At 60.1% G+C, this 25936-nt stretch carries 38 protein-coding genes and 1 tRNA gene; 19 read left to right on the top strand and 20 right to left on the bottom strand.

Features of this window, described 5'->3' with window-relative positions:
* Positions 1-81 precede the first annotated feature (81 nt).
* The 5 genes from HWY37_RS17790 to HWY37_RS17810 are packed head-to-tail and all read right to left on the bottom strand — an operon-like array spanning position 82 to position 1687.
* Complete coding sequence (locus tag HWY37_RS17790; RefSeq protein ID WP_176089361.1) at positions 82-375, bottom strand: hypothetical protein; 294 nt, start codon at positions 373-375, stop codon at positions 82-84.
* 22 nt (positions 376-397) lie between these two features.
* Entirely contained in the window at positions 398-757 is a 360-nt protein-coding gene (locus tag HWY37_RS17795) for a hypothetical protein (RefSeq protein WP_176089362.1), read from the bottom strand.
* A gap of 28 nt (positions 758-785) precedes the next feature.
* Positions 786-1193, bottom strand: coding sequence for a hypothetical protein (locus HWY37_RS17800; protein ID WP_176089363.1), 408 nt, complete (start codon positions 1191-1193; stop codon positions 786-788).
* Positions 1194-1206: 13 nt separating this feature from the next.
* Positions 1207-1470: a hypothetical protein gene (locus HWY37_RS17805; RefSeq protein ID WP_176089364.1), complete on the bottom strand. Its 264-nt coding sequence runs from the start codon at positions 1468-1470 to the stop codon at positions 1207-1209.
* 10 nt (positions 1471-1480) lie between these two features.
* Positions 1481-1687 (bottom strand): hypothetical protein, encoded by a 207-nt coding sequence (locus HWY37_RS17810; RefSeq protein WP_176089365.1) that lies wholly within the window; start codon positions 1685-1687, stop codon positions 1481-1483.
* Positions 1688-1892: 205 nt separating this feature from the next.
* On the opposite strand from HWY37_RS17810, the gene HWY37_RS17815 reads away from it, so the two are divergent.
* The 11 genes from HWY37_RS17815 (at position 1893) to HWY37_RS17865 (ending at position 9193) form a co-directional block, all read left to right on the top strand.
* The gene (locus tag HWY37_RS17815) at positions 1893-2168 is read left to right on the top strand and encodes a hypothetical protein (RefSeq protein WP_176089366.1); all 276 of its coding nucleotides are present in this window, start codon (positions 1893-1895) and stop codon (positions 2166-2168) included.
* A 69-nt stretch (positions 2169-2237) separates the two neighbouring features.
* Entirely contained in the window at positions 2238-3077 is an 840-nt protein-coding gene (locus tag HWY37_RS17820; protein ID WP_176089367.1) for a hypothetical protein, read from the top strand.
* A 405-nt stretch (positions 3078-3482) separates the two neighbouring features.
* Positions 3483-4958, top strand: a complete 1476-nt coding sequence (locus tag HWY37_RS17825; RefSeq protein WP_246302341.1) for a Fic family protein — start codon at positions 3483-3485, stop codon at positions 4956-4958.
* A 163-nt stretch (positions 4959-5121) separates the two neighbouring features.
* Positions 5122-5496 carry a hypothetical protein gene (locus tag HWY37_RS17830; RefSeq protein ID WP_176089369.1) on the top strand — a complete coding sequence of 125 codons (375 nt, stop codon included), beginning with the start codon at positions 5122-5124 and terminating at the stop codon, positions 5494-5496.
* A 1-nt stretch (position 5497) separates the two neighbouring features.
* A complete protein-coding gene (locus tag HWY37_RS17835) occupies positions 5498-5638 on the top strand; it encodes a hypothetical protein (protein ID WP_176089370.1) in 141 nt (46 codons plus the stop codon).
* Positions 5639-5691: 53 nt separating this feature from the next.
* On the top strand, positions 5692-5994 hold the full coding sequence (locus HWY37_RS17840; RefSeq protein WP_176089371.1) for a hypothetical protein: 303 nt from the start codon (positions 5692-5694) through the stop codon (positions 5992-5994).
* Between the two features lie 9 nt (positions 5995-6003).
* Complete coding sequence (locus HWY37_RS17845) at positions 6004-6366, top strand: hypothetical protein (protein ID WP_176089372.1); 363 nt, start codon at positions 6004-6006, stop codon at positions 6364-6366.
* A gap of 87 nt (positions 6367-6453) precedes the next feature.
* Complete coding sequence (locus tag HWY37_RS17850) at positions 6454-6930, top strand: hypothetical protein (protein WP_176089373.1); 477 nt, start codon at positions 6454-6456, stop codon at positions 6928-6930.
* A 90-nt stretch (positions 6931-7020) separates the two neighbouring features.
* The gene (locus HWY37_RS17855) at positions 7021-7470 is read left to right on the top strand and encodes a hypothetical protein (protein ID WP_176089374.1); all 450 of its coding nucleotides are present in this window, start codon (positions 7021-7023) and stop codon (positions 7468-7470) included.
* Between the two features lie 135 nt (positions 7471-7605).
* The gene (locus tag HWY37_RS17860; protein WP_176089375.1) at positions 7606-8634 is read left to right on the top strand and encodes a DNA-methyltransferase; all 1029 of its coding nucleotides are present in this window, start codon (positions 7606-7608) and stop codon (positions 8632-8634) included.
* Between the two features lie 10 nt (positions 8635-8644).
* Complete coding sequence (locus HWY37_RS17865) at positions 8645-9193, top strand: hypothetical protein (protein WP_176089376.1); 549 nt, start codon at positions 8645-8647, stop codon at positions 9191-9193.
* Between the two features lie 421 nt (positions 9194-9614).
* Here HWY37_RS17865 and HWY37_RS17870 read toward each other — a convergent pair whose 3' ends face one another.
* From HWY37_RS17870 to HWY37_RS17880, 3 genes are all read right to left on the bottom strand, one after another.
* Positions 9615-10109 (bottom strand): hypothetical protein, encoded by a 495-nt coding sequence (locus HWY37_RS17870; protein ID WP_176089377.1) that lies wholly within the window; start codon positions 10107-10109, stop codon positions 9615-9617.
* 234 nt (positions 10110-10343) lie between these two features.
* A complete protein-coding gene (locus HWY37_RS17875) occupies positions 10344-10757 on the bottom strand; it encodes a hypothetical protein (RefSeq protein ID WP_176089378.1) in 414 nt (137 codons plus the stop codon).
* Entirely contained in the window at positions 10754-11179 is a 426-nt protein-coding gene (locus HWY37_RS17880) for a hypothetical protein (protein WP_176089379.1), read from the bottom strand. The genes HWY37_RS17875 and HWY37_RS17880 overlap by 4 nt, the downstream gene beginning before the upstream one ends.
* A gap of 306 nt (positions 11180-11485) precedes the next feature.
* Between HWY37_RS17880 and HWY37_RS17885 the strand changes: the two genes are divergently transcribed.
* Positions 11486-12247, top strand: a complete 762-nt coding sequence (locus HWY37_RS17885; protein WP_176089380.1) for a hypothetical protein — start codon at positions 11486-11488, stop codon at positions 12245-12247.
* Between the two features lie 59 nt (positions 12248-12306).
* Here the strand turns inward: HWY37_RS17885 and HWY37_RS17890 are convergent, their stop codons facing one another.
* From HWY37_RS17890 to HWY37_RS17900, 3 genes are all read right to left on the bottom strand, one after another.
* The gene (locus HWY37_RS17890; protein WP_176089381.1) at positions 12307-14046 is read right to left on the bottom strand and encodes an AI-2E family transporter; all 1740 of its coding nucleotides are present in this window, start codon (positions 14044-14046) and stop codon (positions 12307-12309) included.
* Positions 14047-14134: 88 nt separating this feature from the next.
* A complete protein-coding gene (locus tag HWY37_RS17895; RefSeq protein WP_176089382.1) occupies positions 14135-14452 on the bottom strand; it encodes a hypothetical protein in 318 nt (105 codons plus the stop codon).
* The gene (locus tag HWY37_RS17900) at positions 14452-14823 is read right to left on the bottom strand and encodes a hypothetical protein (RefSeq protein ID WP_176089383.1); all 372 of its coding nucleotides are present in this window, start codon (positions 14821-14823) and stop codon (positions 14452-14454) included. Before HWY37_RS17900 ends, HWY37_RS17895 begins: the two co-directional genes overlap by 1 nt.
* Before the next feature lie 284 nt (positions 14824-15107).
* On the opposite strand from HWY37_RS17900, the gene HWY37_RS17905 reads away from it, so the two are divergent.
* Entirely contained in the window at positions 15108-15650 is a 543-nt protein-coding gene (locus HWY37_RS17905) for a hypothetical protein (protein WP_176089384.1), read from the top strand.
* A gap of 71 nt (positions 15651-15721) precedes the next feature.
* Here HWY37_RS17905 and HWY37_RS17910 read toward each other — a convergent pair whose 3' ends face one another.
* From HWY37_RS17910 to HWY37_RS17920, 3 genes are all read right to left on the bottom strand, one after another.
* Positions 15722-15970: a hypothetical protein gene (locus HWY37_RS17910; protein WP_176089385.1), complete on the bottom strand. Its 249-nt coding sequence runs from the start codon at positions 15968-15970 to the stop codon at positions 15722-15724.
* A gap of 102 nt (positions 15971-16072) precedes the next feature.
* Positions 16073-18025, bottom strand: a complete 1953-nt coding sequence (locus HWY37_RS17915; protein WP_176089386.1) for a hypothetical protein — start codon at positions 18023-18025, stop codon at positions 16073-16075.
* A gap of 64 nt (positions 18026-18089) precedes the next feature.
* Positions 18090-18158: transfer RNA gene (locus HWY37_RS17920), tRNA-OTHER, on the bottom strand.
* 115 nt (positions 18159-18273) lie between these two features.
* Here HWY37_RS17920 and HWY37_RS17925 point away from each other — a divergent pair.
* Complete coding sequence (locus HWY37_RS17925; RefSeq protein ID WP_176089387.1) at positions 18274-18567, top strand: hypothetical protein; 294 nt, start codon at positions 18274-18276, stop codon at positions 18565-18567.
* 110 nt (positions 18568-18677) lie between these two features.
* Here the strand turns inward: HWY37_RS17925 and HWY37_RS17930 are convergent, their stop codons facing one another.
* From HWY37_RS17930 to HWY37_RS17945, 4 genes are all read right to left on the bottom strand, one after another.
* Complete coding sequence (locus tag HWY37_RS17930; RefSeq protein ID WP_176089388.1) at positions 18678-19133, bottom strand: hypothetical protein; 456 nt, start codon at positions 19131-19133, stop codon at positions 18678-18680.
* 93 nt (positions 19134-19226) lie between these two features.
* Positions 19227-19529: a hypothetical protein gene (locus tag HWY37_RS17935; protein WP_176089389.1), complete on the bottom strand. Its 303-nt coding sequence runs from the start codon at positions 19527-19529 to the stop codon at positions 19227-19229.
* Positions 19529-20119, bottom strand: a complete 591-nt coding sequence (locus HWY37_RS17940) for a hypothetical protein (protein WP_176089390.1) — start codon at positions 20117-20119, stop codon at positions 19529-19531. Before HWY37_RS17940 ends, HWY37_RS17935 begins: the two co-directional genes overlap by 1 nt.
* A gap of 35 nt (positions 20120-20154) precedes the next feature.
* Positions 20155-20565, bottom strand: a complete 411-nt coding sequence (locus HWY37_RS17945) for a hypothetical protein (RefSeq protein ID WP_176089391.1) — start codon at positions 20563-20565, stop codon at positions 20155-20157.
* A 185-nt stretch (positions 20566-20750) separates the two neighbouring features.
* On the opposite strand from HWY37_RS17945, the gene HWY37_RS17950 reads away from it, so the two are divergent.
* A complete protein-coding gene (locus tag HWY37_RS17950) occupies positions 20751-21014 on the top strand; it encodes a hypothetical protein (protein WP_176089392.1) in 264 nt (87 codons plus the stop codon).
* A 10-nt stretch (positions 21015-21024) separates the two neighbouring features.
* On the top strand, positions 21025-21441 hold the full coding sequence (locus HWY37_RS17955; RefSeq protein ID WP_176089393.1) for a DUF6283 family protein: 417 nt from the start codon (positions 21025-21027) through the stop codon (positions 21439-21441).
* A 16-nt stretch (positions 21442-21457) separates the two neighbouring features.
* Here the strand turns inward: HWY37_RS17955 and HWY37_RS17960 are convergent, their stop codons facing one another.
* Both HWY37_RS17960 and HWY37_RS17965 read right to left on the bottom strand, forming a co-directional pair.
* Positions 21458-22906, bottom strand: coding sequence for an RCC1 domain-containing protein (locus HWY37_RS17960; RefSeq protein ID WP_176089394.1), 1449 nt, complete (start codon positions 22904-22906; stop codon positions 21458-21460).
* A gap of 170 nt (positions 22907-23076) precedes the next feature.
* A complete protein-coding gene (locus HWY37_RS17965) occupies positions 23077-23376 on the bottom strand; it encodes a hypothetical protein (RefSeq protein ID WP_176089395.1) in 300 nt (99 codons plus the stop codon).
* A 145-nt stretch (positions 23377-23521) separates the two neighbouring features.
* On the opposite strand from HWY37_RS17965, the gene HWY37_RS17970 reads away from it, so the two are divergent.
* The 3 genes from HWY37_RS17970 (at position 23522) to HWY37_RS17980 (ending at position 25916) form a co-directional block, all read left to right on the top strand.
* On the top strand, positions 23522-23908 hold the full coding sequence (locus HWY37_RS17970; RefSeq protein ID WP_176089396.1) for a hypothetical protein: 387 nt from the start codon (positions 23522-23524) through the stop codon (positions 23906-23908).
* 74 nt (positions 23909-23982) lie between these two features.
* The gene (locus HWY37_RS17975) at positions 23983-24390 is read left to right on the top strand and encodes a hypothetical protein (RefSeq protein ID WP_176089397.1); all 408 of its coding nucleotides are present in this window, start codon (positions 23983-23985) and stop codon (positions 24388-24390) included.
* 104 nt (positions 24391-24494) lie between these two features.
* Complete coding sequence (locus HWY37_RS17980) at positions 24495-25916, top strand: Ig domain-containing protein (RefSeq protein ID WP_176089398.1); 1422 nt, start codon at positions 24495-24497, stop codon at positions 25914-25916.
* Positions 25917-25936: the final 20 nt, after the last annotated feature.

Here is a 25936-nt window from a genome sequence, read left to right on the forward strand (position 1 = left end):
AAGTGTTGTTTCCATTTCAGGTATAGGCATTTCCAAAAGAAAAGCCCCGCAAAAGCGGGGCTCTGAGGGAAGCTGAAGTTGTCAGGCCGTGGTGGCCTTGGACTTCATCTCAGCGATCTCAGCGCGCGTGGCCGGGCGCTGAAATCCCATTGCGAACTGGATCATGACCGGTTTGTTGACCTTCCACTTGGACACCTCGGACGAGCGATACTTGCGCGGGGTGTTGCTGTTGACGCTGGCGATCACGTGGTCTTCATGCACCTCGTGAATCAGTACGCGCATCACCGCGGTGGTCCTCAGCGTGGTGTTGCCCATGCGCCGGCGTTCCAGCTTGAACAAGGACTGACCGGGCTTGAGGTTCGATATCGTTGCCATTTTCGTTCCTTTTGTCGTTCAATTAGCAAACTGCGTTGGGCGTCGTGTCGTGGAGGATGCGAGCCTGACGGCCGCGTTCCCATTGACGCCAATCGGTAGAGCCGACGACCAGCAGCTCCGGATGTTCACCATTCCAGCCTTGTTGCCAGCGGTGGCGTGCGCCATCGGTGGAGAAAGGGTTGATGTCCACTCCGTGTTCTTGAGCCTTTTCCGCGTCAACGCGGGCCAGCTCACGCACTTCGTCGGAGGCCTTCACGCGGTCGGCCCACTCTCGGCCAAACTGGCCCACGTTGTAGTGGTACTGGCATTTACCAGCGCCAGCTATCAGACCGGGGATACCGGGCTTGCCGCACAGCGTGCAGGGGTTCTTGGTTGTGGCCATGGTGTGTTCCTCTGGAAGATTTCAGGTTTTAGAAGTAGTCCTTGGACAGGGAGTGGGCGCCGAACTCGATGTAGGGCACTTTCACCTGTTCGTGCACGGCTGCACCGAAGGCATCTGCCAGGCCGACGCCGTGGCCCATGGCTTGCATGGCGGCGTAGTGGCCGAAGAACTCCAGGGTGTTCGGCCTGTCGCCGTTGCCCTGGGTTTCGACAATGCGGATCAGCTCCGTCATCGAATTCTTGTTGCCCAGCTCCATGCCCATCACGAGGGTGCGAGCCGCGTTCCAGGCAGCAGGATCCGTTTCCGCTGGTATGCGGTCCAGGATCTCGCCGGAACGAGCCTGACCCGCTTCTTCCTCGGCGTCAGCCCAGGCGGATGCGAAGAAGGCGCGTGCCGCGTGCTTCTGAAATTCGACGATTGCCGTAACGTGTTTCATGCAATGGTCCCTTTCATGTCTTGATGGTTTTGCCGATCGACCAGACGTAGCCTTTCGGCCCGCCGTTGAGCTCGATCTGAAGGTCGGTGCGCTCGGAGACGTTCAGCGAGAAGCCTGCCTTTTCGAGCAGGGCTTTCGAGGCGTCGCTCAGGTGCCGGCGGATGATGGCCGCGGCGCCTTTCACCGACTTCGCGTAGCCGAGGGTCGCCCAGCCATTGCCCGTGCTGTAGTGGAGCACCGGCTTGCCGGCATCCTGTTGGGTGCTTGCGTGTGCCATGGTGTCTCGCTCAGTGGGTAGTTGCGGGGGTCTCGACTTGGGAGTAGTCGATGTCGTTGGGCCAGAGGCGATCCGCCATCTCGTGCATTTCGGGCACGGAATACGCATAAGCGCAGACGTCATGGGGATGTTCAGTGCCCTTTGCCAGGGCGTCTTTGAACCGCGCTTGACGCAGAACGAAGAGGTTTTGTTCACCTGTCACATACATCGTTGCCATTTGAAGGTCCTTTCAGTGTGTTGTCCTCAATGGGTATAGGCACGCCGAGCAGCTGAAAGTCACATTCGACAAGCCGCAGTTGCTGCGGCCAACTGACCGAGGTTGTCAATCTCAAAAGCCTTGCTTCACGCGGGGCTTTTCTTGGTCAATAGGGTGGTCCTGTCTGCATACGGATAATCGGTGCATCTCCAATCGAAAGACATGCATGCAACACCAACGCGCAGACGCGAAAAGGACTCAGCGTGGCAACGCAGCACCGGGCCTTGTTCTGATGATGATGTCCACATCGCTCTTGCTTGTTTCAGGCTCATTCCTGTTTTCAAGCACGATGCGATCTCGGCAGCTCATTGCGGAGCACCAAGCTCTGCAAGTGCAGCTTCTTGATGCGTTCGTGAAGAAACATGAGTGCCAAGCGCTGGTCGTGCCGGGCACCTCCTACACGGTCTACCACTGCGCCAAGCTGCCAGATCGTGCGGTTTAAGCCTCCAATCCTCGGGCATCGCAAGTCCAACCCTATACGTGCCATAGGCAACAACCAAGGAGAACCCCTATGAGCACGAAGGTCTACACAGGCTTCAAATTCATCCCCGCCACCCTGGGCGAGGTAACCCAGGTGCTGGCCAAGGTGGCAAGCGAAATCGAGGAGATGCAGCGTCAGCGTTACCGCAAGGTCTATGCATCGATGCTGGTGTCTTTGATGGACCGCAGCAGCACGTCCAAGCTGAGCAGCCGCAATGCCAGGCTGGAGGCGCCCAGATGGCGTGTCGAAAGTCAGATAGCCGATCGGCTGCGCAGACTGCGGGCGACCCAGGCGCGTGATCCAGCGGTGGATTGGGAGATCAATCTGCAATGCTGGCAGTCGAAGGCCGCCGGCCGCATCATTGGCGCCGTGGGTGGCGAGATGAGCGACCTGGTCCTGACGTTCCTCGTGGACCGAAAGATCGTTGAGCGCTTCGGCTACTGGAACAACGTCGATCCGGAGGAGGGTGTACCGCGCCGGGAGTGGAATGCTCGCAAGAAGGCGTGGGACCAGGCCCTGGACAACAAGTCCGGGCTGCCGTTCACCTTCGAATTCGAGGGCAGGTACATCGCGTTCGAGCGTTCGCCGACATGGGCTGAACTCGAGCCGTATGTTCCGACGCTTGATGAACGAGCAAATCGCGCAGCTGACAATTTCGTCTCCGCCAGGTTCTTCAAGACACTCCCTGACTTCGAGAAGAATGTTTTCAGCGCCATTGGCCAGTTCGCGATGATGAAGCGGGAGGATGACGCCACCAAGCGCGCCCTGACCGCCGCAAAGCGGCGGTACCTGAAGCGGCTGCTGACGAATGAGCAACTGGCGGCCGCAAAGGACGTCGAGCAGTTGCTGCTGGTCGACCGTGAGCGCTGAAACGACCGCGGCGACATCCAGGAGCACCCTCGATCACCCGTAGTCGATCGACTCTAGATCCAACCCCACTCAGCCCGGCGCACTGCGCTGGGCTTTTTTATTGTGTGTCGAGCATGTTTAACAGCGCTGGATGAGAATTTGTTGCAGGCAAAGTAAACCCCCAGCGAGCTGGGTGCGAAGAGGGGGGAGGTTGACCTAGTCCGAGATAGGTGTCTAACGTGCGATCGCGTATAAAACCGACAAGACCACCACCTAAACGAGTGGTTTTAAGACAAACTGGGTTGCGACGAGCAGTATTGAGAGCAAAATCCGACAGATCGCGCACACAAGTAATTGAGTGTTTTTCAGACAAATAGCTGTACAATGGATTAGTTTTCAGACAAACAGCGAGGGCTCCGCGTGGTAATGAAGCAAAAAACCGACGTTACGCTACCTGAGGTGGTCTTTACGGGCGAGGGGGATGGCGCCTTTGATCGCCAGATCCTGCGGCTAGCTGCCGCCGGGCAGCTGCTGAAGCTGTATCAGGGGGTTTACACCAGCAATCTGAGCAGCCCTCCTGAAGCGGTGGTTCATCGCCATTGGCTGAACATTGTGGGCCACCTGCTTCCGGACGCGGTTCTGAGCTATCGCAGCGGGCGCGACGTCAAGCCGGTCGACGGCCGGCTTTATGTGACCCGCGGGAGCACGCGGCGAACGCTGGAGCTGCCTGGCCTGTCCGTAAAGGTGATCCCAGGGCCAGGGGCCGTAGAAGGCGACATGCCTTACAAGAAGCTGTTCCTAGCCAGCCAGCCGCGATGGCTGCTGGAGAACATGGCAACAGGCCGCGCCGGCGGCGATCGTGTGCTGCCTCAGGACGTGATCGAGGCTGAGCTGGACAAGCTGCTGACCATTCGCGGGGAGTATCGCTTCAACGAGGTCCGGGACGCCTGCCGGAAGCTCGCTGACAAGCTGGACCGGCAGAAAGAGTTCAAGCGCCTGGATGGCATCATGGGCGCCATGCTGGGTACGCACGAAAGCCGGAAGCTGCATAGCAAGCAGGCGCTGGCGCGGGCGGCCGGCAGGCCTTATGACCCGGCCCGGCTGGCGCTGTTCGACACGCTCTTTAGCAGCCTGCGCTCGCAGGTCTGGCCCGAGGTGATGTCCACGGCGGACACCGGGGTAGCGCGCGAAAACTTCGCCTTCTTCGAGTCGTACTTCTCCAACTACATCGAGGGCACCACGTTCCTGGTGAGTGAAGCCGAGGAGATCGTGTTTGAAGGCAAGCTCATCGCCAATCGACCGGAAGACTCCCACGACATCCTGGGCACCTTCCAGGCGGCGATGCAGAGCCACTGGCGTGACAAGCCCGCGGCCACCGCCGACGACTTCCTGCTCTGGCTCAAAAGCGTCAATGCCCTGGTCATGCAGTCGCGCCTGGACAAGAACCCGGGCCAGTGGAAGGATCAGAACAACCAGGCCGGCTCAACGCTCTTTGTGGCCCACGAGCTCGTGCAAGGGACGCTGCGGGAAGGCTTTGATCGGATTGCAGCGCTGGAAGACCCGCTTGCCCGTGCGCTGATGACGATGTTCGTCGTTTCGGAGGTGCACCCCTTCAAGGATGGCAATGGCCGTACCGCGCGTCTGGCCATGAACTGTGTGCTCAGTGCAGCTGGCCGATCGCGCATCATCGTGCCGACGGTCTACCGGGAGGACTACCTTCTGCCGCTCAAGAGTCTGTCCAACCACGCGGACGCTGCCCCCTACATCCGCGCGATGACCCGCATCCAGGACTGGACTGCCGCTTTCGACTATTCCCAGCCGCGATCCGATCTGTACGAAGCGCTCAAGCGCTGCAACGCCTTTGAGGAAGACCTGCGCAACTTCCGCCTGGTGTTCCCTTAGCCTTTCGCATCAGGCGCACTGCGCCGTCGATCACCCGTAGTCGATCAAATCTAGACCCAACCCCCACTCAGCCCGGCGCACTGCGCTGGGCTTTTTCATTTGCGCCGGCGTGCCTATACGACAGGGAGGACATTCTCAGATTTACCACCCGAAAGGAACCATCATGAACCAAGAGCCCCGCCTGAACATCACTGACGTCACCGAGCTGGTCACAGAGCAATACCCTCAGTGGCAAGCGATCAAGATCGTTTCCGATCTGATGGTCGAAAGCTGCTGGTTCTCGGTCGATCCGGAACCGTTCGACGTCTACACGATTACGGTCAAGCCCGAGGCCAAGGTGCATCTGCCCGAAGCACTCGGTACGGACGGCGCGTACGCGCGTGTTGCGTTCGAGCCGTGGATCGCCAGTTTTGCTCATTACTTCGAGTCCGAGGGCGGCCTGAGCGATGAGCGCAAGGAAGCGTTCCGTTCGTACTTCCTTCGTGGCTTGCGTCCGGCTGAGGCGATCGATCAGGACCTTGCGGACGCGGAAGCCTGACATGAAAGCCACCTACTCACCGCTGCACCAGCGCTGGGTGGTTCATCACCCGACGCGCCCCGAGCTCATCATCGGAAGCGGGCACACCCAGGAAGAAGCCATTCGCAAGGCCGGCGACTATGTCGCTCGCCACGCTCATTGAAATCGAGGTGCGAGGCAATCCGCACCATTTAGGACCCACTGAAGGAGATCACCATGGAACAAGTTCAAAGCACGCAATCGACCAAGCGCAAGGCCACCACCCCTGCGGTGAAAACCGTCAAGGGCGGAACCATCGGCTACGCGGCCGCCATAGCGGCAGGACAGGCAATCTGCGCAGCTGCTGCCAAGGCCAGTACCGAATACTCGGGACCGGACAACAAGCAGCGGCATTCGGCGCGAGGTGCGTGCGTGCAGGCGATGGACAATCTCTGGTACGACCACCTCTCGCCGGCGGCGAAAGCCAAAATGGACCACTCGAACGCTGAGTTCTACAAGCGCTGCGGCTGGCCCGAGTGAGGTGACACCATGGGCATCCACTATGAGTTGAACTGCGGCCAGTATGTGCTGCATCGCGATGGCAAGCCGGTTGGCGCGCCCCTCGACGAAGTGGCGATCGCACTGGACAAGGCATCGGGTACCAGGCACAAGCATGGCGAAGTCAAGATGGTCGCATCTTGGCTGGCCGACGCCGAAGAGAGTCTGCGGGCTGGTCCCCATCCCGAGATGGCTGACGATCTGGTGATGATCCACGGGCGCTTCACGCTCGAGGACCTGAACAAGATGGTCGCAATCAGCGGACACGCCAAGGTGCTGTACGACCAAGTCATCGCCGGCCGGGCATCCTGCCTGGACGAGCAAGGCAACGTCGTTGCTCAGCAACTCCACTGAGGCACCAACCATCCTCCTGCCCAGCATTCGTGCTGGGCTTTCCTTTGCCTATACGAATAGCAAGGACACATTTCAAAGGAGGACACCATGCACCAATCCCAAGCAAACCAACTGACCATCGAAGCTCTCATGAACCTGGTGAGCAAGCCTACTTACATGGGCGACGCCAGCGTGACTCCAGGGCTGAAGAACCTTTATCTGGCGCTGTCTCATGAATTGAACAGCGACGTGTTCCTGAAGGCTGGTCTTGCTCTACATCGCGACTTCAAGACGCTTCCGCTTCCTTATGTGGAAGCCACTCCTGAACTGCTTGAAATTCTGGCCCGGCGCGGGGTCTATGGTTCCGAGCCGCGGCGCGAAGGTAGCCTGACTCCGTCCCCGCTGGGCCACCACTATTCGTTGGAGGTGTTGGGCAATGGCAGGGTACTCGTCAGGTACAGTCAGATCATCGGAAGTTGGTGTATCGGAACGCTCAGTGCGGAGCAAATCTCCCAACTGACCGATGTCCTCTCCGACGAGCTGAAAAAGCATCACGAAAAGGTGAAAGCGTCTTCGTTGCGCTGACATCACGCAACGCTCTCAAGCCCAGCTTCTATGCTGGGCTTTTTCACGACCAGGCTGTTCTTGACGGCATAATCGGGAGAAGGCCTTACCATGAAATCAAATCCATCCAAACTCTCCCCAGACGCCGTTTCTTCAATGCTGAGTACCCTGGTCGTACGCATTGACCACAGGCAGCGTGTGCCCGACACACACCTGTATCTTGCTGTACCCAGTTCGGTCACGGCAGCGAGTAGTGCGCGGGCCCAGTTCTTCCGTGACGCCATGCCGCTGACCTATGTGCAGGTGACGTCGGAACTGCGTGAGGTCATGAATGGGATTGCCGTCGGCCGCCTGGACCTGCGTGAGGCTACCGATAAGGTTTTGCCATTCAACCAGGTGTTCTTTCTCGAGATCAAGGAAAGCCGCGTCTTGCAGCTCAAGTATCGGCAGTTTCTCGGCAGTCAGCACCTGGCATCGCTCTCGGAGGCCCAGTATGAAACAGTCCTGGATCGGATGTCGGTAGGACTGACGGAACTCATGACCAGGCCTCGGCCGACGTAGCGCACCCCGCCAGCTGCGGGCGAGCGCGCTAAATACGCTCAATGAGCGTATAATTGCCGCATGGATACCACACACATCACTGAGCAAACGGTCCTCGAGCTCCTGAATTCGCACACGTACGAGCAGGTGAGCGAAATGACCGGCTGGTCCCGCGGCCGGATCTACCGCCTGGCGTGCAATGCTGGCGCGCGCAAGACGGAGCAGCGCATCCGCCAGCGCGCCCAGGCCAAGGCCCAGATGCAAGCGGACTTCCTGGCCGAGGTGATGGGCACCACGGCGCGCATGGACGTGCTGGACTTCCTGGATGGCTTGCCGGACGACACAGTAGACCTTTTCCTGACCTCTCCGCCCTACAACCTGGACAAGCGCTATGGCAACAGCGGGGTGGATGCCATGCGCTTCAGCCGCTTCTATGGCTGGCTGGTGATGTGCCTGGGCGAGATGTCGCGCGTGCTCAAGCCTGGCGGCACGCTCTTCTTGAATGTTGGCCAGACGCGGGACTGGACTGATCAACTGTATCCCATGGACGTGATGCTGTTCGAGGACCTGCGCCGCATGGGCCTGACGTTCCAGAGCCGCATCGTCTGGACGTTCAAGCATGGGCTCACCCCCAAGCGCCGCCTGTCGGAGCGCTACGAGACGATCCTGGTGTTCTCCAAGGGGCCCCAGCAGACCTTCAATGCCAACGCTGCACGGACGCCGCAGCTTCAGCCTGGCAAGCGGGCCTACAAGGGTCCGAACCGAGGTCGGCTCTCTGGTCACCCGCTGGGTGCAGCGCCGTCGAATGTCTGGGATGACATCCCCCAGGTGAAGGCCAACCACCAAGAGAAGACGGACCACCCGTGCCAGTTCCCTGTGGCTCTGGTCAAGCGAGCGATTCTGCTGTACACCAACGCCGGCGCACTGGTCTGCGATCCATTCTCGGGCAGCGGCTCGACCCACGAGGGCTGCGTCCTGACGGGGAGGGGCTTCGTAGGCGCCGACCTGTTCTATGAGGATACCCGCAGGGCCCGGCTGGCCAAGGTGATGCCTGAGCTCGTGACAATGCTCCCGGGCGTGACGGATCAGTCGGTGGCCGTCTGGCAGGCGGAGGCGCGGCGGGTGGAGATGCCGGCTGCACCGCTCAGCGCTCAGGCGGAGCTTGACATGCTGGTGGGCGCCTGAGGAGGTACCAATGCCGCACGACCACCTTTCTTTCTACGCCGGGCGCGTGCCGACCTGCACGCACTGTGGCCTGCCGCTCGAACGGACGCCGCACCACGACTACATGCTGACCGACTCCGTGTGGACGCAGGTTCACCCAGAGGGCGGGAGAGGTTTCCTGCACGATGACTGCCTGATCGAGCGAGCGGCGGCCGTGGGTGCAGTGCTCGATGAGTCGGCGTTCACCGACTGCCTCTGCTACGTGAATCGCCATATTCACCGGGCGTCGCCGCGGCTGCTGATGGAGAAGTTCCTGTATCGCCACGAGCTTGAGCTGGCTCGCGCGCCTCGGCGTGGCCGCGCCCCGATGCACTTCGCGGTCGTCACGGGGAAGCTGTTGGAGCGCATTGCGGCTCAGGACCGAGCCATGGCCAGGAAAAACTGCCGGCCGAGCGCGTTCCTGCATCTGTTTCGCAGTGATCCGGCGACGATGGGAAGTAACTTCCCGCTGCAAGCCCCGGCAAGTGCACCGAGGGCGCCCGCGCGGTCGAGCGGCCTGGCAGAAGGGGAAGGGCGATGAAGCGAAAGACACGCGAAGTGGCAAAGCCGACAAACGAGGGTGCTGGCGTACCTCCAGCGCCAGCTGAGATCGTCGCCAGGCGCAAGGCCTGCAAGCTCAGCCAAACTGAGGCCGGCGTGCTCGTTTACAGCGCACTGCGCACCTGGCAGCAGTGGGAGGCCGGTGATCGAGAGATGCACCCCGGATTGTGGGAGCTTTTTTTGATAAAGTCCGGACAGCTTAATACCTAGTCGCGCAGCGTAGGCCGCCGGCTCAGACGCTTCAACTCCATCTAATTAGACCCTCTCGGTAATTATCTAGGACGGGCATGGCCCCTAGTCGGGGAGGGCACTCGCCTGCTTGTAGCTCTGAAAAAGTAAGAGCCCCGGTGGAGGGGCTCTTGGAGAGACGAGGCGCTGGCCTCGGCAATGGTGGAAGGCGATCAGAGGCTGAACGCTTCCGTTTCTTCGGCCAAGTAACCACTGGCCGCACGCATGGCTCGAGCAGTCGGCACCTGTCGGGTCTCGAACAACGACAGGTAGTCAAAGGCGTTGCCTTTTGCCGCATCGAGAAAAGACAGCATCCAGTCGGGCAAACCCCCTTGCAGTTCAGTAGGCAAATCGCCCTCTGTGCGCAGGTCCAGCTGTCCCTCGTCGTCAAACGGATCATCTTCCGCCACCATCGCCGGTGCGGGGGCCGCCAGGACAATGAAACGGTCAGCTAGTGCGTCCAACTCCGCCGTCGATAGACCCTGAATGGGCATGCCTGTGGAGCACAAAGCCTGCAAATCGGAGTCCAGGCGAGATTGCTCTGCCTTTCTGGTCGCCTTGTTGGTTGCACGTTTAGCCCAAGGCTTCGTGCGGCTGTTCGAGGTGATACCTGGACGACGCGCACGGATTTCCAATTGGCTCTCAACAAAGTAGCTTTTTGCGGACATGATGTTTCCTCCAGGTGATGGCCTAAATTGATTACAGAGTTCCTGGTAGGTATAGGTCGCGGCGCTGTATAGCCGTCTACTGCTGCTATATCTCCATTATGGCGGGATGCGCGGCAGAGAAGCGTTGCGCTTTAGGGGCGTACAAAGCGCTCGTCAAGTTTTCAACGCCGCAATGCACAAGCCCGGCTGTGCGCCTGGCCTTGGACGCAATCAGTGTTTTACGTCGCAACCGGTTCAAAGATCTGATCGAAGATTGTGCAGCCTCAGATCCAAACGCAGTTGATCCCGTTCTGCACGCAGTCGGTCACGTTCTGCCTTGAGCGCTCGAATGTTCGCGTGGATGCTGCCCACATCCGGCTCGCAATCGCTGTTCATCTGGAACTCGCTGGCATAAGCGATCCGTGCCGCCTCCAGGCCGTTGAGCTCATCCGCCAGCTGGCGGGGCGATTTCCCGGTCTCGTGGTGGACGGTGCCGGCCTCTGCGATCAGGGTGGAGTTATCGCCGTCTTCCGGCAGCCCCTTGCCCTCGAAGCAAATGGCTTCGCCATTGGGGCCCTGCACGGTCCAGTCATCGTTGGGTTGGACGGTGGGATTGTTGTGGGCCACCACGCGCCACGGGCCAGGTGTCGGCTTCAGGATCCTGGTCATGCAGCAACCCCGGCCGGCGCCGACTTGATCTGGAACGAGCGTTGGATGACGGTCACGGGTTTCTCGGTGCAGTTGACATCGTAGGCGCCGTCGATCCAGTTGATCGAGTCAGGGTCGCCGAACTTTCCGCCGCCGTACCAGAAGATCCAGCCCACCCAGGTGCCGTCCGGCATCATGGCGGCAACGGACTTGGAGTCGTAGTGGCGCGTCAGCATGTGGTCTACCCCTTGGACGGGGAGACCCGTATCCTCGCCGGAATAACGGATCTCATTCCTCGCATCCTGGAGCTCACCGCTGCCGTCACTGTCCCGCTCGTCGTAGAGCTCGTCGACGTTAGCCGCAGTGATGGGCCCGAGGTCCAGCTTTCGCCAGCTGGCCAACTTCTGGAGGATGGCCCATTTGAGTTTCTGTTGAGGAGTCATGGCCTGAATTCTATGGTCGTGGTTGCAGAAGGCGAAGTAGCGGAGAAAGCCCCTGCGCTGTAGTCAGGCATGCAGCGGCCAACCCACCCCCAGCCGGCTCAGTTCCCAGATAGTGGCTTCGTCATAGGCGCGCACCAGCGCTATACGAAATCAGGCTTCTGCTGCCTGTCGCACCCACCCTTAGGGGAATGGTGAAAGCAGATCTGTACACCACAAAACTTAACGACCTGTTAGGCGAAGCGGTGAATCGAAATGGGTGCATCGAGGAAACAACCGGGGCTTCGCCTCATAATCCAGGAGTTAATTATGCAAGTTGAACTGAACAAGAACCGCGTTACCAGCATGGCTCAATCCCTGCGCAAGGACGTTCCCAGCATCAGTGCGCAGTCTGCCCCCGAGGTGGTTCGCAAGATGATCGCTGGAATGGCCCATACGCTGCGAGACCACGTTCCGGGCATGCGTGTGAGTAAGGCCTACGAGGCAGTCAGCCACATGCTCGGCCACTCGAACTGGGACACCCTGAGCGGCTTGCTGAAGGCTGACGTGGTCTCCTCGGAAGGACCTGACGACTTCGAGCTCGCGCTGAACGCGCTGGCAAAGCCTGTGGATTTCTACCTGGGCGCTGGCGTGACCGGCGACGATTCGCCGATCGCTCCGGACTACGCGAAGGTGACGCTCACGCGCGACCTGCTCGAGAAGATTTTCGAGATGCAGGGCACTGCGCATCAGGCGGGCAACTTCTCGGGAACCCTGAGCACGGCCTGGCCTGTTTCCTGGCAAAACGACGGGGCACATCTGCGTCTTGGCGTGGCTCAGCTGGTCGTTGAAGCCTTTCAGTTCCATTTTGTGAGCTACCCCAAGAACCTGAACTGCGCGGTGCAGACCACTTCGGTCTACATTCATGATCTGGTTTCGGTATTGCGGGGTGCTGGTGGTACTGCGGAGCTGGACTTTGCAGACAACGTGCTGTTTGCTGAAAGCAATGACGTGCAGGATTTCGCTCGCCGACTCTTGGATGACGGTGTGGTCGACATCAACGAAGCCGGTATCGACAAGATGGCCGGCTAATACCTCGAAGCCACCGCATTGCGGTGGCTTTTTCGCGTGGCATTCGTCTCACTCACACGTCAAACCCATCCCAGCCGGCTCAGTTCCATCTTCATGTAGGCGTAGTAGAGCGGCGCCGCGACCAGGCCCACCACTCCGAAGACCGCCTCGAACGCGAACATCACGATCAGCAGCTCCCATGCGGCCGTCTTGATCTGTGAGCCCATGACCTTGGCGTTGATGAAGTATTCCAGCTTGTGCACGGCCACCAGGAACACCAGGCAGGCGATCGCGATGTGCGGACCCACGCCCAGGCCTGCGATGGTCAGCACGATGTTGCACAGCAGGTTGCCCACGATCGGCAGCAGGCCGGCGACGAAGGTCAGCAGGACGAGCCAGGCGGCGTAGGGAATGTGCACGTCGATAAGGGGGAATGCGACAAACAGCAGGGTCGCCGTGAACAGGGTGTTGACGGCCGCGATCCATACCTGGGCCATCACGACCTTCGTGAATCCCGCGAGCAGCAGCGCGCCGCGGGCGCGCATGGCCAACGCCAGCTTGCCGGTGCTGGTTGGCACGCTGATCGCCGCCAGTGCACCCACAACCACACCCACGACGACGAAGATGAGAGCACCAATCCATGTCTTGCCGACTCCGGCCAGGCGCAGGCCGTGGACCTGGACGGCGCCGGCAAGCTTTTCCTGCAAGCCGGCCGCGTCCGAAGGAAGCAGATCATCGAATGGCGCCGGCAGCATTGCGCCCCACTTCAGCAGCACACCCATCACATGGTCATAAAGAGCGGCCACGTTGTTGAGAGCGCTGGCCACGAAGCGCCCCAGTTCCAGGCCTGCGACGCCGATCGCGAGCATTGGAAGGAGGATCACCAGCATGGCGCTCAGCGGCCCCGCGCGACGCCCGAGGAGCCGCTGCACCACTCGGTTCCTGGTCAGCCACCTGGTGAGGGAGAACGCGCCCAGGCCAGCGAGCAGTCCCGGCATCAAACCGAACAGGAGGACCATCAGGAGCAGCGCCAGGACGATGCCGGCGGCACTGAGGTCGAATGGGCTTGCCAGTGAGCTTGGCGCAGGTGTCGACAGCCCTCCGGGTGCCTGGTCAGTCCATAGCTCAGGGAATGGCGAGAGGTCGTGCAACTTGGGGCCATAGTGCTTGGGGATGCGCCATTCGACGCTGCCGTTCCTGGAGATGCTCTGCCAGCAGAAGTCACCGAGGTGATCCGGCTGGTGCCCGGCCGCCGAGGCCGGGATTCGGATGCCCGGACGCTCGATCTGGTCGGCGAGCGAAGGGACCAAGGTGCGCACGGCCTCGATGTTGTCGGCGACGACGTCACGGCCGGCAAGTCGATCCCAGGCGATGCTTGCGATGTTGGCCACTCCCCCGTCTGGTGCCTTCATGAGATCCGCCAACCCATAGCGCCATTGCAGCCCGTTGTAATGTGGGAGGACCATGTCGTGCCCGCTTTGTGCGCAGAAAGCGATCACCTCGAGCCAGCGAGGATCCTTCTCTGCCTTCACGAAGACATCCATGTCGAACATGAGCACCGTGTCGGGCCGCTGATCAAGCAAGACGGCGAGCAGCACGGCGGGATCTGCCAGGCGGACCGAGTGAAAGCGTGGATGGCCCGCAAGCCCGGACGCGTAAGTGGGCAGGGCGTCACCGGTGCCGATCGCGTCTGGGTACGGGCCGCTGCCAGGATCCGAAATTGTGAGGACTCCCTTCCCTTGGTTGAGGTGATGCATGGCCATGTGCAGCCAAACGCTGCTGGACAGGCCGTCATCGGCCATGAGAAGAAGAGTTTTCATGGAAATAGTATATTTATAAAGCGATGTAATGCCGCCTCAAAACGAAAAAGGCGGATCCTATGATCCGCCTCCTACTATTCATGGTCGATCAAGCCGCGCGATACAGCTCGAATTGGCGGAATGCCTTGCGCTGCTTTTGGCCCACAGCCAGGCTTGCCAGGGCGGAGTAGCCTGTGGCGTTGTCAGGCTCGTAGAACCGGCAAAGGGGCAGCTCGTGCTCCAGGAGATGATCGTGCGCGGCCGCAAGTTCGTCGGGGCCGTCAACCCCGCACAGCACCAGGTAGGGGTCCAGCCCGGCGCCGAACTGCTTGCCGGCGTCGAACGCTGCATGGCTGGCCTGCACCGCGATCTGCTCGGGGGAGAGATCCTTGCGCACGAGCACGTAGAGGTAAGCCGGAGCGCTCATCACAGGATATCCGGCAGCGAAGTGTCGGTAATGCCGCGGCTCCAGGCTTCCATCGCCTTGATGCGGTCGGCGTGCACCGGGTCGTTCTCGAGTTGGCGCTGGCTCAGGCCCAGCAGCTGGCGGTACGTCTGGCCGTTGAAGCGGCGACGCAGCAGCTGCGCAGCCTTCTCGGCGCCGGCATACGGCTTGGCGCCATTTGCGAGCTTGGTGCCGTTGGTGATCGGCGAGAAGTGCTTGGACAGCGGAGTGCCGAGCAGGAAAGCGCGAACGATGTAGTCGCTGGCCGTCGACAGGGCATGCAGGTTGACCCAGTTCAGGCGCACGGCCTTGCGTTCTTCGGCGGAGAGAGGGGAGAAAGAGATTTGCGTCATCAGATAATCCTTGGGTGTGTCAGACAGAAAAAAGAAGGTGAGGTCTGGCACAGCAAGGCGATCCCCGAATCGGGACGATCTGACGGCGAATGATGGAAACCTATTGCATGGCGATCAGCAGTTGGGTTGATGTGGCTTTAGTATAGCGTGAAAATTGCACAAGGCTACATAGCCCTATCTGGGGTGGGGGTAATAGCTGACGCCTTACGGCCCCGGCGTCTTGCCAGGGCCTGGATGTGTTGTGGCTATACGTTCGCAGGAAACAACACATCTGGAGGTCCCTTATGGCTAAAGCTCTCGTCATCGTTGATGTTCAGCCGGCATATCGCTCATTCTGCGATTGCATAGCAAAACAAGTCGCCCAGCAGATCAATCGCTCTCGATGCCCTTTAGTGATCTATTGGGTCGGAGAAGGGCTCACGGACGATACCGAAGATACGGTTCGTTGGTACCTGGAGCGAAATGGCGCGACGCAATCTCGCCTGGCAGAGGCCCGATTCATCGAGAAGGACTACGGATTTCTGCGAGGATGGATGGACTGGGGCGTGGAGCCCGACATCATCATCCAAACGGGACGAGCCCTGCTCAAGAATGGTATCAATGATTCTCGAAATCTCGATCTGACATCGGTACTTGATGAGGATGCTCTGCACTGTTTGCCACCAGTCTCACCGTTGATGCTGCCCGCCTTTGATATTCAATCGATGCTGGCGGTCGAGAATGTAGATATCTGTGGTGGGGGCACTGAGCAGTGTCTGGCTGAGATGGAATACGTCCTGGCCATGCACAATAAGCCCTATAACCGCCTGTCGCACTTGACCTACTGACGCGGTCTCTACCTCCCTGTTTCAGGGAGGTTTTTTCGTTGGCGGGCATGGCTAGGTGTGCTGGCCTTCCGCTACTTTGGATCTGCCATCTGGCATTCCGGGACGTGGTACACCCACTCCCCAGTGGGCTGTAGATTTTGGTCCAGCACCTGAACATTCGGCCATTCAGTGCAGGCCTGGTCGTGGTCGGGCTCAAGAAAGCAATGCGGACAAATATCTCCGCGCTCCGCACCTAGAGCATCGATGCGGCCGAGGTACGGCGCAGTGCCATCCTCATCATTGAGGACGACAACATTGCCAATATGTCTGCGTTTGCTCATGCAACCCTATGCGTAAGAATGATGCGAGTCGTAGTGTTCGCGAGCACGGCCTGCGCGACCTCGGCGCTGAATGCCAGATCATTCAGACGAAGCCCGACCCTTCTAAAACTGGCTTTTGCGGTATGGCAGAGTCCGTGTTGGAAAGGTGAAAATCCCATGTTGCTCGAAACCGGCTCGAGGATAGTTCCCCTGGTACACAAACTGGCTTTCGCGGTATGGGATTGTGGCGATGGTAGACGCCATAAGGGCCGCACCCTGACTGACCCCTGGTACATCTGCGTCGGGAGGGAGTTGAGTGATCGCAGACCACCCAACGTTGTCCATCAGCCGCGTGATCCATTGGCGTTGCACCGCGACATTCTCGTAGTTGATTCTGTGCAGCCAAGCGCCATTAGCCATCCGGCTCCGGCGAAGAATCCATGTCCAGACTTCTTGGCCGTACGGCCCGGGGTCGGCGGCTTCACCCCGCATGTAGGCAAGTCGCGGCGTGGCCGCAGCATTGTTCTGACGGCGCCATTGCTGGTCGACAAGAAGAGCGATACTCAGATCTCGAAGGGCCCTAAGAGATTGGGGCACGCCAGCGATGTAAGCGGGGAACACTGTAAGTCGAGAATCGCCAAGATCGAGGGCTTGTCCATTGAACAAGTGCTCGAACTCCCCATCCTCGAGAAATGGTTGAAGCTTCTTCGCTAGCAGCTCAGAGGGGTCATCAACGAAGTGCTCGCAAAGCACCCGCGTGTAGCTGAGGACAGCAGAGAGACTGAGCTGTTCGTCAGTAGAAGCCAAGTGCCGAATGGCAGATTGGAGGATGCCGTGGGTGCAGTCGTTACGAGGCACCACTTCAGCTATGGCCAAGATCCAGCTTGCCAGTACCTCCGGGGACTCGGCCGCATACTTCCGGTCCGCGAGGGGGTTCAATCCATGCTCAGCATCAACGACCCTGACGCCAGCGGCCCTGTAGGCCTCCACTTGGGTCTCATCTGCTTGGATAATCCACGCTGGATTGCCTCCAGCAACATGGTGGAATACCAGTGCGTTGGCAAGGTAGTGTTTGCCTGTGCCCGGAAGTCCAATGATGGCTCCATTCATTCCGTAAGGCAGGAGATGACGGTTGAAGGCAAGCACCGAAGGCTCGCTCAAGGAGTTGTAAACGATAGGGCCCGCGATATCGCTTGATTCTTGATCGTTTTGCCGGCCCTTCAGTGCGAGCAAACTCATTGGATACAGCTCGTTGACCCACTGGAAGACAAACTCGCTCTCGTGATCAGGCATCTCCTTTTCGTTAGGAGGATAGCTGGCTTCCCGACGGGACAACTCCACTATGGCACCGTCGCGTTTCGAATCCCAATATGCAATCTGGGCAAGAACCAGATGGTAGGGGAACCAGAGGTCGATGCATGCCCGCCAGGCGAATCTCCCGGTCAAACGGTCCCAGTGAGGAATCAATGACACCCACATCCAGAATTCGTTGCGAGAGACCATGGCTGCGCGTAGCAAGAGCGACTTCAGCGGTGAGTCAATTTCAGCCGAGGGCCGAGCGGGGAGCTGGCAACGGAAGTGCGTTCCTTGGAAAGCACGAGCAAAGCGGGCTTTCAGTACCTCAGCGTGGTGCGTATTGGGCACCAAAAAGCTATCGCCGTCGATGCTGCCAAAGCTGAGAAATTGCACCTCTTGGCTCCAAGATTCCAGGTCGACGGGTTCCGTCATTGGCCTGGATGGCTGGGCCGTGAAGTATCGACGAATATCGAGGGACGTGCGAGAGCCATAGCAAGCTGCCGCATGGTGTCGCATTTCGGCGAGCCCCTGAGTTTCGCCCATGGCTTGCTCTTCGAGCATTTCTTGTGCTGTCTCGAATGTGACATGGAAGCCCAGACCAACGGTGGAGACAGTGTCGTGAAGACGACTCAGGTCAGGCGCGGTACGACATACCCCTACAAGAATCGGACTCGATCGTTCTCGGCCGTAGCTCAGTTCGCTGATGCCTGACGCGCCCGTGCTGGACAGTTGCGGACGATGATGTCGTTGAGCGAGAAGCCGAGACAGTTGCTTGAGCATGTGAGGACGGTTGGGCGGACTGAATCAACGCCTGGTAGCGATACCGGGTCTACCAGGATAAAAGTGGCGACCCCAGGGAGAATCGAACTCCCGAGCGGAGGATTTAGAGTCCAGGCCCAGGCCTTATGAGGTCAGGATTACAGTATATCGAAATTTCTGCGAATCGCCCACAAAGCCCGACTGGAGTCCAGGTCTATACGCCTTTGAGACCATCGTGCAACGCACATCACTACCGGAGGACACATCCTATGAGCAACAACAGCGAATGCCAGATCATTCAGACGAAGACCGACAGCTGGTTCTACATCCTGGAGGATCGCCATGCACCGCAGAACGCCTGGGACTGGCGCGAGCATGCTAGCGCCTACGGTCCTTTTCCGTCCGAGGACGAGGCCTGCGAACACCTGAGGCGCAACCACGCCAATCCTGGCGGGCACTGGATTCAGGAACTGCCGCCTGGCGTTCTGGAACTGGACGTTTCAGACGATCCGGTGCTGCAAAGGCTTCTCGCAGAGGCGCCGCGCAACACTCGTCGCTGGTAGGCCAGCATAATCCCCCTCAAGCCGGCGACCTCATGGTTGCCGGCTTTTCATTGCTTGAGCAGGCGCTGGTCTATCGGCTGCCGATCTGGCAAGCACGGTCAGATGTCGGGTCAGGAGGTTTGGGTCAGCAACGCACGCAGGACGTAGGGCGCGATGCTCGGGGTGGTCCAGCCGAGGTTGTCCAGGATGGGGAGGTCATGTTCCTTCGCATAGGCTTCCATTGCCCTTCGGGCTTTTACGTCGTCGGCATAGTCCCGCTCCGGGACGCACTCGACGAGGCGGGTTTCGTAAAAGTACCTTGTCTCACCAGGGGAGCTGCGGCTAAACAGGCGGGAGCAACTACCAGATGCGCCATACTTGGCCCCGTAGCCTGAAATGCGGCCGGACGGCGTGCGATCCACTCTCACATAGGGCAATGCTTCCAAAACTTGCAGGACCTGCGTGACCTGAGCTGCCGTGATGCCGGGCTGCGCAGCCTTTCGAGCAATGCCGGAGGGGGCCAGTGATCTACGGGCACAGCCAGCGATGGTGTCCAGGATTTTTGTGACGGATACGAGAGTGAACATTTGGTCTTTCGGAATTGCCTTCGCTGGAGTCGATTTCTCACGGATAGTTCCACTCGATGCCGTGTCCGCTACGTCGCGTTCCGGCAAGTACGGTCAAGGGCCGTAGTACGCGTTCAGGACATTGCCATCTGGGGCCAGGACCACGGTGAGCATGTCGAACGGGTACTGGCCCATAGGACGAAATGACCCTGTGACGTGGAACAGCACCTGCGCGGCACCGGTCAAGTCGCGCACCTTGTCGGCGGCGGCCTGATCATTCACCACGTACCACTCCTCGGTGGTCAGAGTGCCAAGCGTCGGATGCTCGGATTTGTGCTTCAAGCAGGCCATCTCGAACCGGACTCCGCTCAGGGCGGCGAGCGCCGCCGCGCGCGTCATGGGTTTTCGCTTCGCCATTACGCGAACCTTCGAGTGCCGATCCATTCCCCGCGCTCCGCCATCTGCTGGCCGATCGACCTGGCCTGCTCGATGCTGTCGGCGCAGATCGGGCCCTTCCAGCTGGACGTGTTCCAGGAGGGCTCATCACGCTTTTGCTGCTCAAAGAATTCGGCCTCCTTCACGAACACCGATACACCGTTGAAGTGAACGTAGTAGCTGCCTTGGGGTTGGCCGGAAGCGGCACCGCAGCTCACGCGTACCCAGGGTTTCCCGGACTTCCATCCGATGTCATCCCAGGCTCGATTGACCGTGCGCATGGTCTTCAGATTCGTCATGTGGGCCCGGCCGCGACGCACGACGGTGTCCACGCGGTGGGGCGTGCCGCGGGAGTTGTTCCAGACGTCGCCGGGACGGAACTGGTCGGCAGGCGGCTCGGAAGGCAGGGTGCCCTGCTGGCGCTGTGTTGCGACACCCCTCAGGATGGTGTGCTTGGCGCCGCAGGTGCCGCAGATGTGGTCGAGCTTTTCGTCCCAGTGCGCGCACACGTATGCCGGGTAGAGGTGCGCGGTGTTGCAGGTCTTGCAGGTGTAGCCGGTGGGGTGAGTCATAGCGTCTTTCAGTTTTCAATGAAGAGAGCAGGCGCTTAGGGTTGAATTTCGATCCACATCACTTCGGAGCCGCACTCGCCTGTGCCGCAATGCGTGCAGTTGTTGTTGGCGAACCATTTCTCGCAGTGCTTACCAGTAGGCGACTTCGCGCAGTCGTCGAACTCGGCCTCCTTGGTGGGTGGCTCGATGGCCGGCTCGGCGGCGCGCAGCCTTGCAGCGAAGGCTCGAAGCGCTTGCGCTTCGGCCGCATGCGTTCCAGTGGAGGGCGTGCTGCTGGCCTGCTGCTCGAAGCGGATCGCAGCGATCTCGCAATCGCTTGCAATGCGCTCCCGTTCACGGGTCTGCGCTTCCAGGCACAGGCGCTGTATCGACTCGACGAGTTCAGAGTTTTCGCCGATCGGCCAACCGACGGCATGCGCAATGGATATGACTTCTTGGCGGTTCATCGTGGTGATCGTCCTTGTCGCTTCGAGGTGATGAAATGCTGATGTAGGCATTGTGCATCAAGATGGATATATTGTCGCAAGGCCGGCAAGTTTTGCACGAAAAACCGACAGTATTTGCTGGGATTTTTCGCCATTTGCACGAGAACCTCGCTATGCTTAGGCCACCAGTTTTTTAGCCTTCGAACATGATCATCGAAAACGACCAAATCCAAGTCAGCGCCTGCGGGAAGACGGTGTGGGTTCACGCTGATGACGGCTCGACCGTGGGCCGGTTCTCGAAGGTCTTTGGCATGGACGTGCACACCACGCTGACCGCCCAGCTCGCCGGCGCCGGCCAATGCCTGCGCTGCACCCACCAGGCGCCGGCGAGGGCTGAATGGCTGGAGTTCTGCGCGTTGATGCAGGAGCACTACAACATCGAGGTCCCTGTGGACCTGATCACGATCTGAGGGGGCGGCAATGTCGAAAGCGCCGCGAATCGTAGACGTCCGCCCCGCCGGCCCGGAGCACCAGGTGGTCACGGTGGTGGGCGGGAAAGGCAGCTATCGGCGTCAGCCGTGCCCGAAATGTCCCTGGCGCACGGACGCGGTCGGCGAGTTTCCGGCGGAAAGCTTCCGGCACTCCGCCAACACGGCCTACGACATGAGCGACCACGTCTTCGCCTGCCACGATTCTGGAACGAAGAAGCCGGCGACGTGCGCCGGCTTCCTGTTACGTGGCGCGGACAACAATCTGGCTGTCCGCCTTGCCTACATGTCAGGACGTCTTGAGGGTGACGTCACCGATGGGGGCTGCGAGCTGCATGACAGCTATCGGGACATGGCGGTGGCGAATGGCGTCGATCCGGAAGATCCCGTGCTCAAGCCCTGCCGTTGACGGCAGGCCGTATGCCTCATTGCTCCAAATCTACCGGCACCGCGCTGGATTGCGCGCCGTCGTTCCCAGGGAACATGTCGCCCCAGCATTTCGCCCTTTGCCCTTGAAGAATGCAGGCATACTCTTCGTTCCCAGTGATCGCAGCGATGTTCGACGCGGCACCAAATACGCCGATGGGGGTGGAGCTGTTGGTCCTCGAACCATTGCCCAGCTGTCCGCCGCCGTTGTATCCCCAGCAGAACGCTCCGCCGTTCTGGACGGCGCAGGTGAAGGTCCCAGCCACTGTTACATGGGAAACCCCGGAGACCATTCCCGAGACCTGCGTCGGGTTAGGCCGGTATGTCAGCGATCCATCACCGACACCGCCGTAGGAGTTGTTGCCCCAGCATTGCAGCGCGCCGCCCTGAATTGCGCAGGTTACCCCGGTACCCGGGACGATCTTCGATACCGTGGTCAAACCGGGAACCTTGGTGGGGAGCTGATAGTTGCCCATGACCGTGTTTCCCCAGCAGTACCCCGCGCCGTCGGCAACCGCGCAGGTTTGCCAGGCGCTTGCGGCAATCGCGGTCACATTGCCCACAGTAGGCGACCAGGACACCTGCTGCGGTTGGCTTTGAGCGCCTCCGGAGGCAGATGTGCCGAGTTGCCATTCATCGTTCACCCCCCAGCAGTATGCCTTGCCCGCGGCGATGGCGCAGTTGTGATGGCGGCCGGCGGTTAGCTGCGTCACGCCGGTTGTCAGGCCGATAGCCTGCACAGGGGTCGCGCTGCTCCCGTACGCACCGTTGCCCAGCTGCCCGTCGTCACCGTAACCCCAGCACTTGACGCCCCCGTTGTGGACTGCGCAGGTGTGCTCGGACCCAACCTCGATCTGCGTCACTCCGCTGGTAAGCCCTGCTACCTGGACGGGGTATTCCTGATTCGTGAAGGTGCCGTCACCCAGCTGGCCGGACGAATTTTCGCCCCAGCATTTCGCGGCTCCTTCAGGGGTAACCACGCACGCGTGGCCCATGCTTGCCGAGATTCGAGAGGCAGTGATCGGCACGCCGTTGATTACCAGCTGGTAGAGCTGCTGCCCCGTCTTGTCTTTGTAGGCCGCTGTCACTTGGATCGAGATCCCCGAAGCGGTGGGCTTCAGCGGCGTCCCACCCAGGGTTCCATCAGGCTGAAGAGCCATACCAGGGGGCAGGGCGGTCGACGTGGAGAAGACAGCTTTGCTCGCGTCATAGGATGGATCGCCCTTGACGTCCAAAAGAGGTTGAAGAGCGTAGCTGAAGGGGACGTTGCGAGTCCCCAGCGGCAAAGTCCCTGCGTTGAGATTGACCGTGATCTCTGGTTCAGGGATCACCGACACCTTCTTGCCCAGGCTGGGAGTGACGACGAAGTAGCCGGCGGAAGCGGCGCTGGTAGCGAAGACCAGGCCAGCGGCGGCTACCAAAGGCAAACAATGCTTGAGAAATTTCATGAGAACAGAACGCAGCGGCAATCGAATTTGTTGATATTTGTATAGCAATCTGAGCGAAAAAGGCCTTATTTGTCACAGAACTGTCATAAATGTTCTCAAGTGGCTTTTGCTGCCTAAGCTCCAATGAAAAAGCACTCCGGATTCGGAGTGCTTGAGAGGTGATGAGCCTGTTAAGACCCAGGCGCTTCCCAGAATCGGTCTACGTAGGTGGCAGGAACCGCCCACACCCAACTGTCGTTGATCGCAGTGATTCGAAGCATGAGGCCTCGCTCCACGGTCGGCCTTAACTCGCGGCGAGTAGCGCCCGAAATGACGAACTCGGCACCTACTCCTTTACGCCGTGCTTCAATCGGGACCTGCTCCGGCACGATTTGAATTGCGGCATAAGTCTGCGGCGTGAGTTCCGTATGGGGACTGATGTTCTGCTTGAAGAACTCGAAGGTCCAGGAAGGGCGGGTGTGATCTGACATGGTGTCCTCCAGTGTTGAATGTCCTGATCACGTATAGCCATCAGTCTGCTGACCAGGAAGCTAAGTTCTCTCTAGCTCAAACACAGACATTGTGGGAGTAATGTGCATTCTGATATATACTGCCAGCAACAACTGGAACACTGAAATGCGACCCCTCACACCTGACACGAACAAGGGCCGTACCTGGGCCGGCGACGACATTCACCGGCGCACGGCGGATCAGCCGCAGGCGGCCCGGCGCGCCCGCGCCAAGACCGCCAAGCACGCCGCGCGGCAAGACGGCCAACGGCAGGCCGCCCTGGAGCGCGCCCACCAACTGGAAGCGCGGGTGAAGGAATTGCAGGAAGAGCAGGACAAGCTGCTGGCGCCGCACGCTCTCGCCCTGCTGGAGCAAATCCGCAGCACCCCGGCAAATGCCGATGCAGCCCAGAAGCAGGCGCTGCGCAAGGCGGCGCAGGAGTTCCCCTATGGGTTCTACCGCTCTGAGCTGGTCACCGCGCTGCACCAGACGTTCGGGACCGCGAAGCTCTGAGCCGGCCCGGGCTCGATGCGAACCTTGCCTGCGCCCTATACAGAGACGGACCCATCAACTTCAAAGGACACATCATGACCGCAGTTTCTCTGGGAGAACGCCTGAAATCCATCAATGCTCAAACCGAAGCCGAGCGCGTGGCGAAAGCCACTCGTGATGCAGCAGAGCGCGACGCGAAAGCGGCCGCGGATCTGCTCAAAGTGCAAAGCTTCTTCGAGCAAGGCAAGAGCCAAATCATCAGCGCCATCGAGCACGGGAAGGCCCCGAAAGGCGTGAAGATGCCGTCCGACGTGGGCAGCCTCGTTCAGAGCTATCGCTGGAACGACAATAATGGAATGGCAAAGCCGTCGCACCCCTACCATTTCGTGTGGAGCGAGTTCCAGGGGTGGGCGCAAGAGAATGGTCTGACGCCTGATCTGGTGTATGGCCATGACGGGTGCGGACGTGAGTCTTGGCACACCCTTGTGGTCAAACCGATGTAAATCTCTGAAGCCCGGCGCCACTGCCGGGCTTTTCGCTGTTTGGCTCCCAGAATCCGTGGTCGGCGCTATACGCAATTCTGCCTACATCTCTGCGGATTCTAACCATGTTGCGCATCCGACTACGCTCCACCGCCTTCCTGCTCGCCGCGGCCGCGCTGTTTGGCTCTACGCCACCAGCAATTTCGGCAGCGTACTTCACCGTCGTGCCACTGCCAGCCAAGAGCACTGGACCCGCAACGGTAGTTCAAATCCGCCTGTCGGCCAGTTCGCTTCCTGTTGGGCATGCGGGCCTCGATTACTCTCATCGCTTCCTGGAGAACCTCCAGGTGACTGGCGATGGCGCCTTCGATCCTCAGGGGGTTGCCTTCACTGCGAGCGGAGGGATACCTCCCGGCATGAGCCTGGGGGCTGATGGCCACCTTCGAGGGCGGCCGGATTCCGCGGGTACATCATCTATCGAGGTGCGTGCCCGCTACAAGGGCAAGGAAGCTCAGCAGGCCTACACCCTTGACGTGCTAGGGGTTGAGTTGGCGCTGCGCGGCGCCGCGCTCCCGCCGGCGGTCGTGGGCAAACCATACACGGCTGACCTCGCAGGCTACCTGGACCTGACTGGCGCACCGTATGCGCCGCTCGTGTGGACGTTGACGGGAGCTGGTACGCTGCCCCAGGGCCTCACCCTCAGCGCGGCAGGGCGAATCACGGGTACCCCTGAAGCGGCCGCTTCGAAAGCGGTCACGGCCGAGGTAACGCATGCGAACGCCCAGGCCTCGGCCGCATACACCATCACGGTAGCCGATCCTGTGATTGTGGTCGACGGCGCTGGTCGTCGTTGGAGCAATGACACCTATGCCGAGAGCTGTGATGCTTACCGCCATCCCACGGCGCCGTACCAATATGCCGGTTCGACGGGTTCCGGCGTCTACACCGTGCAGCCCGGTGCTGGCGGTGCCCGTACCGAGGTCTACTGCGACATGGAGTCCGATGGCGGCGGGTGGACTCTGGTGATGAACTCGGGACGGAATACGACCGGTGTGAATCGCTTCCGGGATGGCGTGAACCTGCCGGCGGTACTCACGCCCGTCAGCAGTTCACAGTTCGGGTCGGTAGGTGTCGGCCGCTGGTACAACGCGTTCCCCTTCAAGCAGGCCAAGATCACCGTTGTCGCCGGTGACGCCGCCGCAGTCACCGCCACCTACTACAAGGGCCTGACTCTCAACAACGTGCGCACCTGGTCGCAAATGGACGTGACGGAACCCGATGCCTCTGTCACCTGCACTGACGTTGCCATGACCGCAAACTGCACTAGCCAGCCATTCTCTGTCATGGCCGACGGCACGTTCCTCATGTGGGGTGTGGACTTGAACAAGTACGGTTATCTGGCGGGTACGAGTTTTCCTGTGCACGGATCCCTTGAGGGCCCCGTCGGCGGATTCTGTAGCGTTACGGGCAACATGAACGACAACGCCTGGCCCGACAGTTATGCCGACGGTCACTGGGGCAACGGCATTTTGATGTGGTTCCGGTGAAAAGCGGCGCGAATTACATG

Origin of the sequence: Achromobacter anxifer, from assembly GCF_903652925.1 — a bacterium.
GTDB lineage: Bacteria > Pseudomonadota > Gammaproteobacteria > Burkholderiales > Burkholderiaceae_B > Achromobacter > Achromobacter anxifer.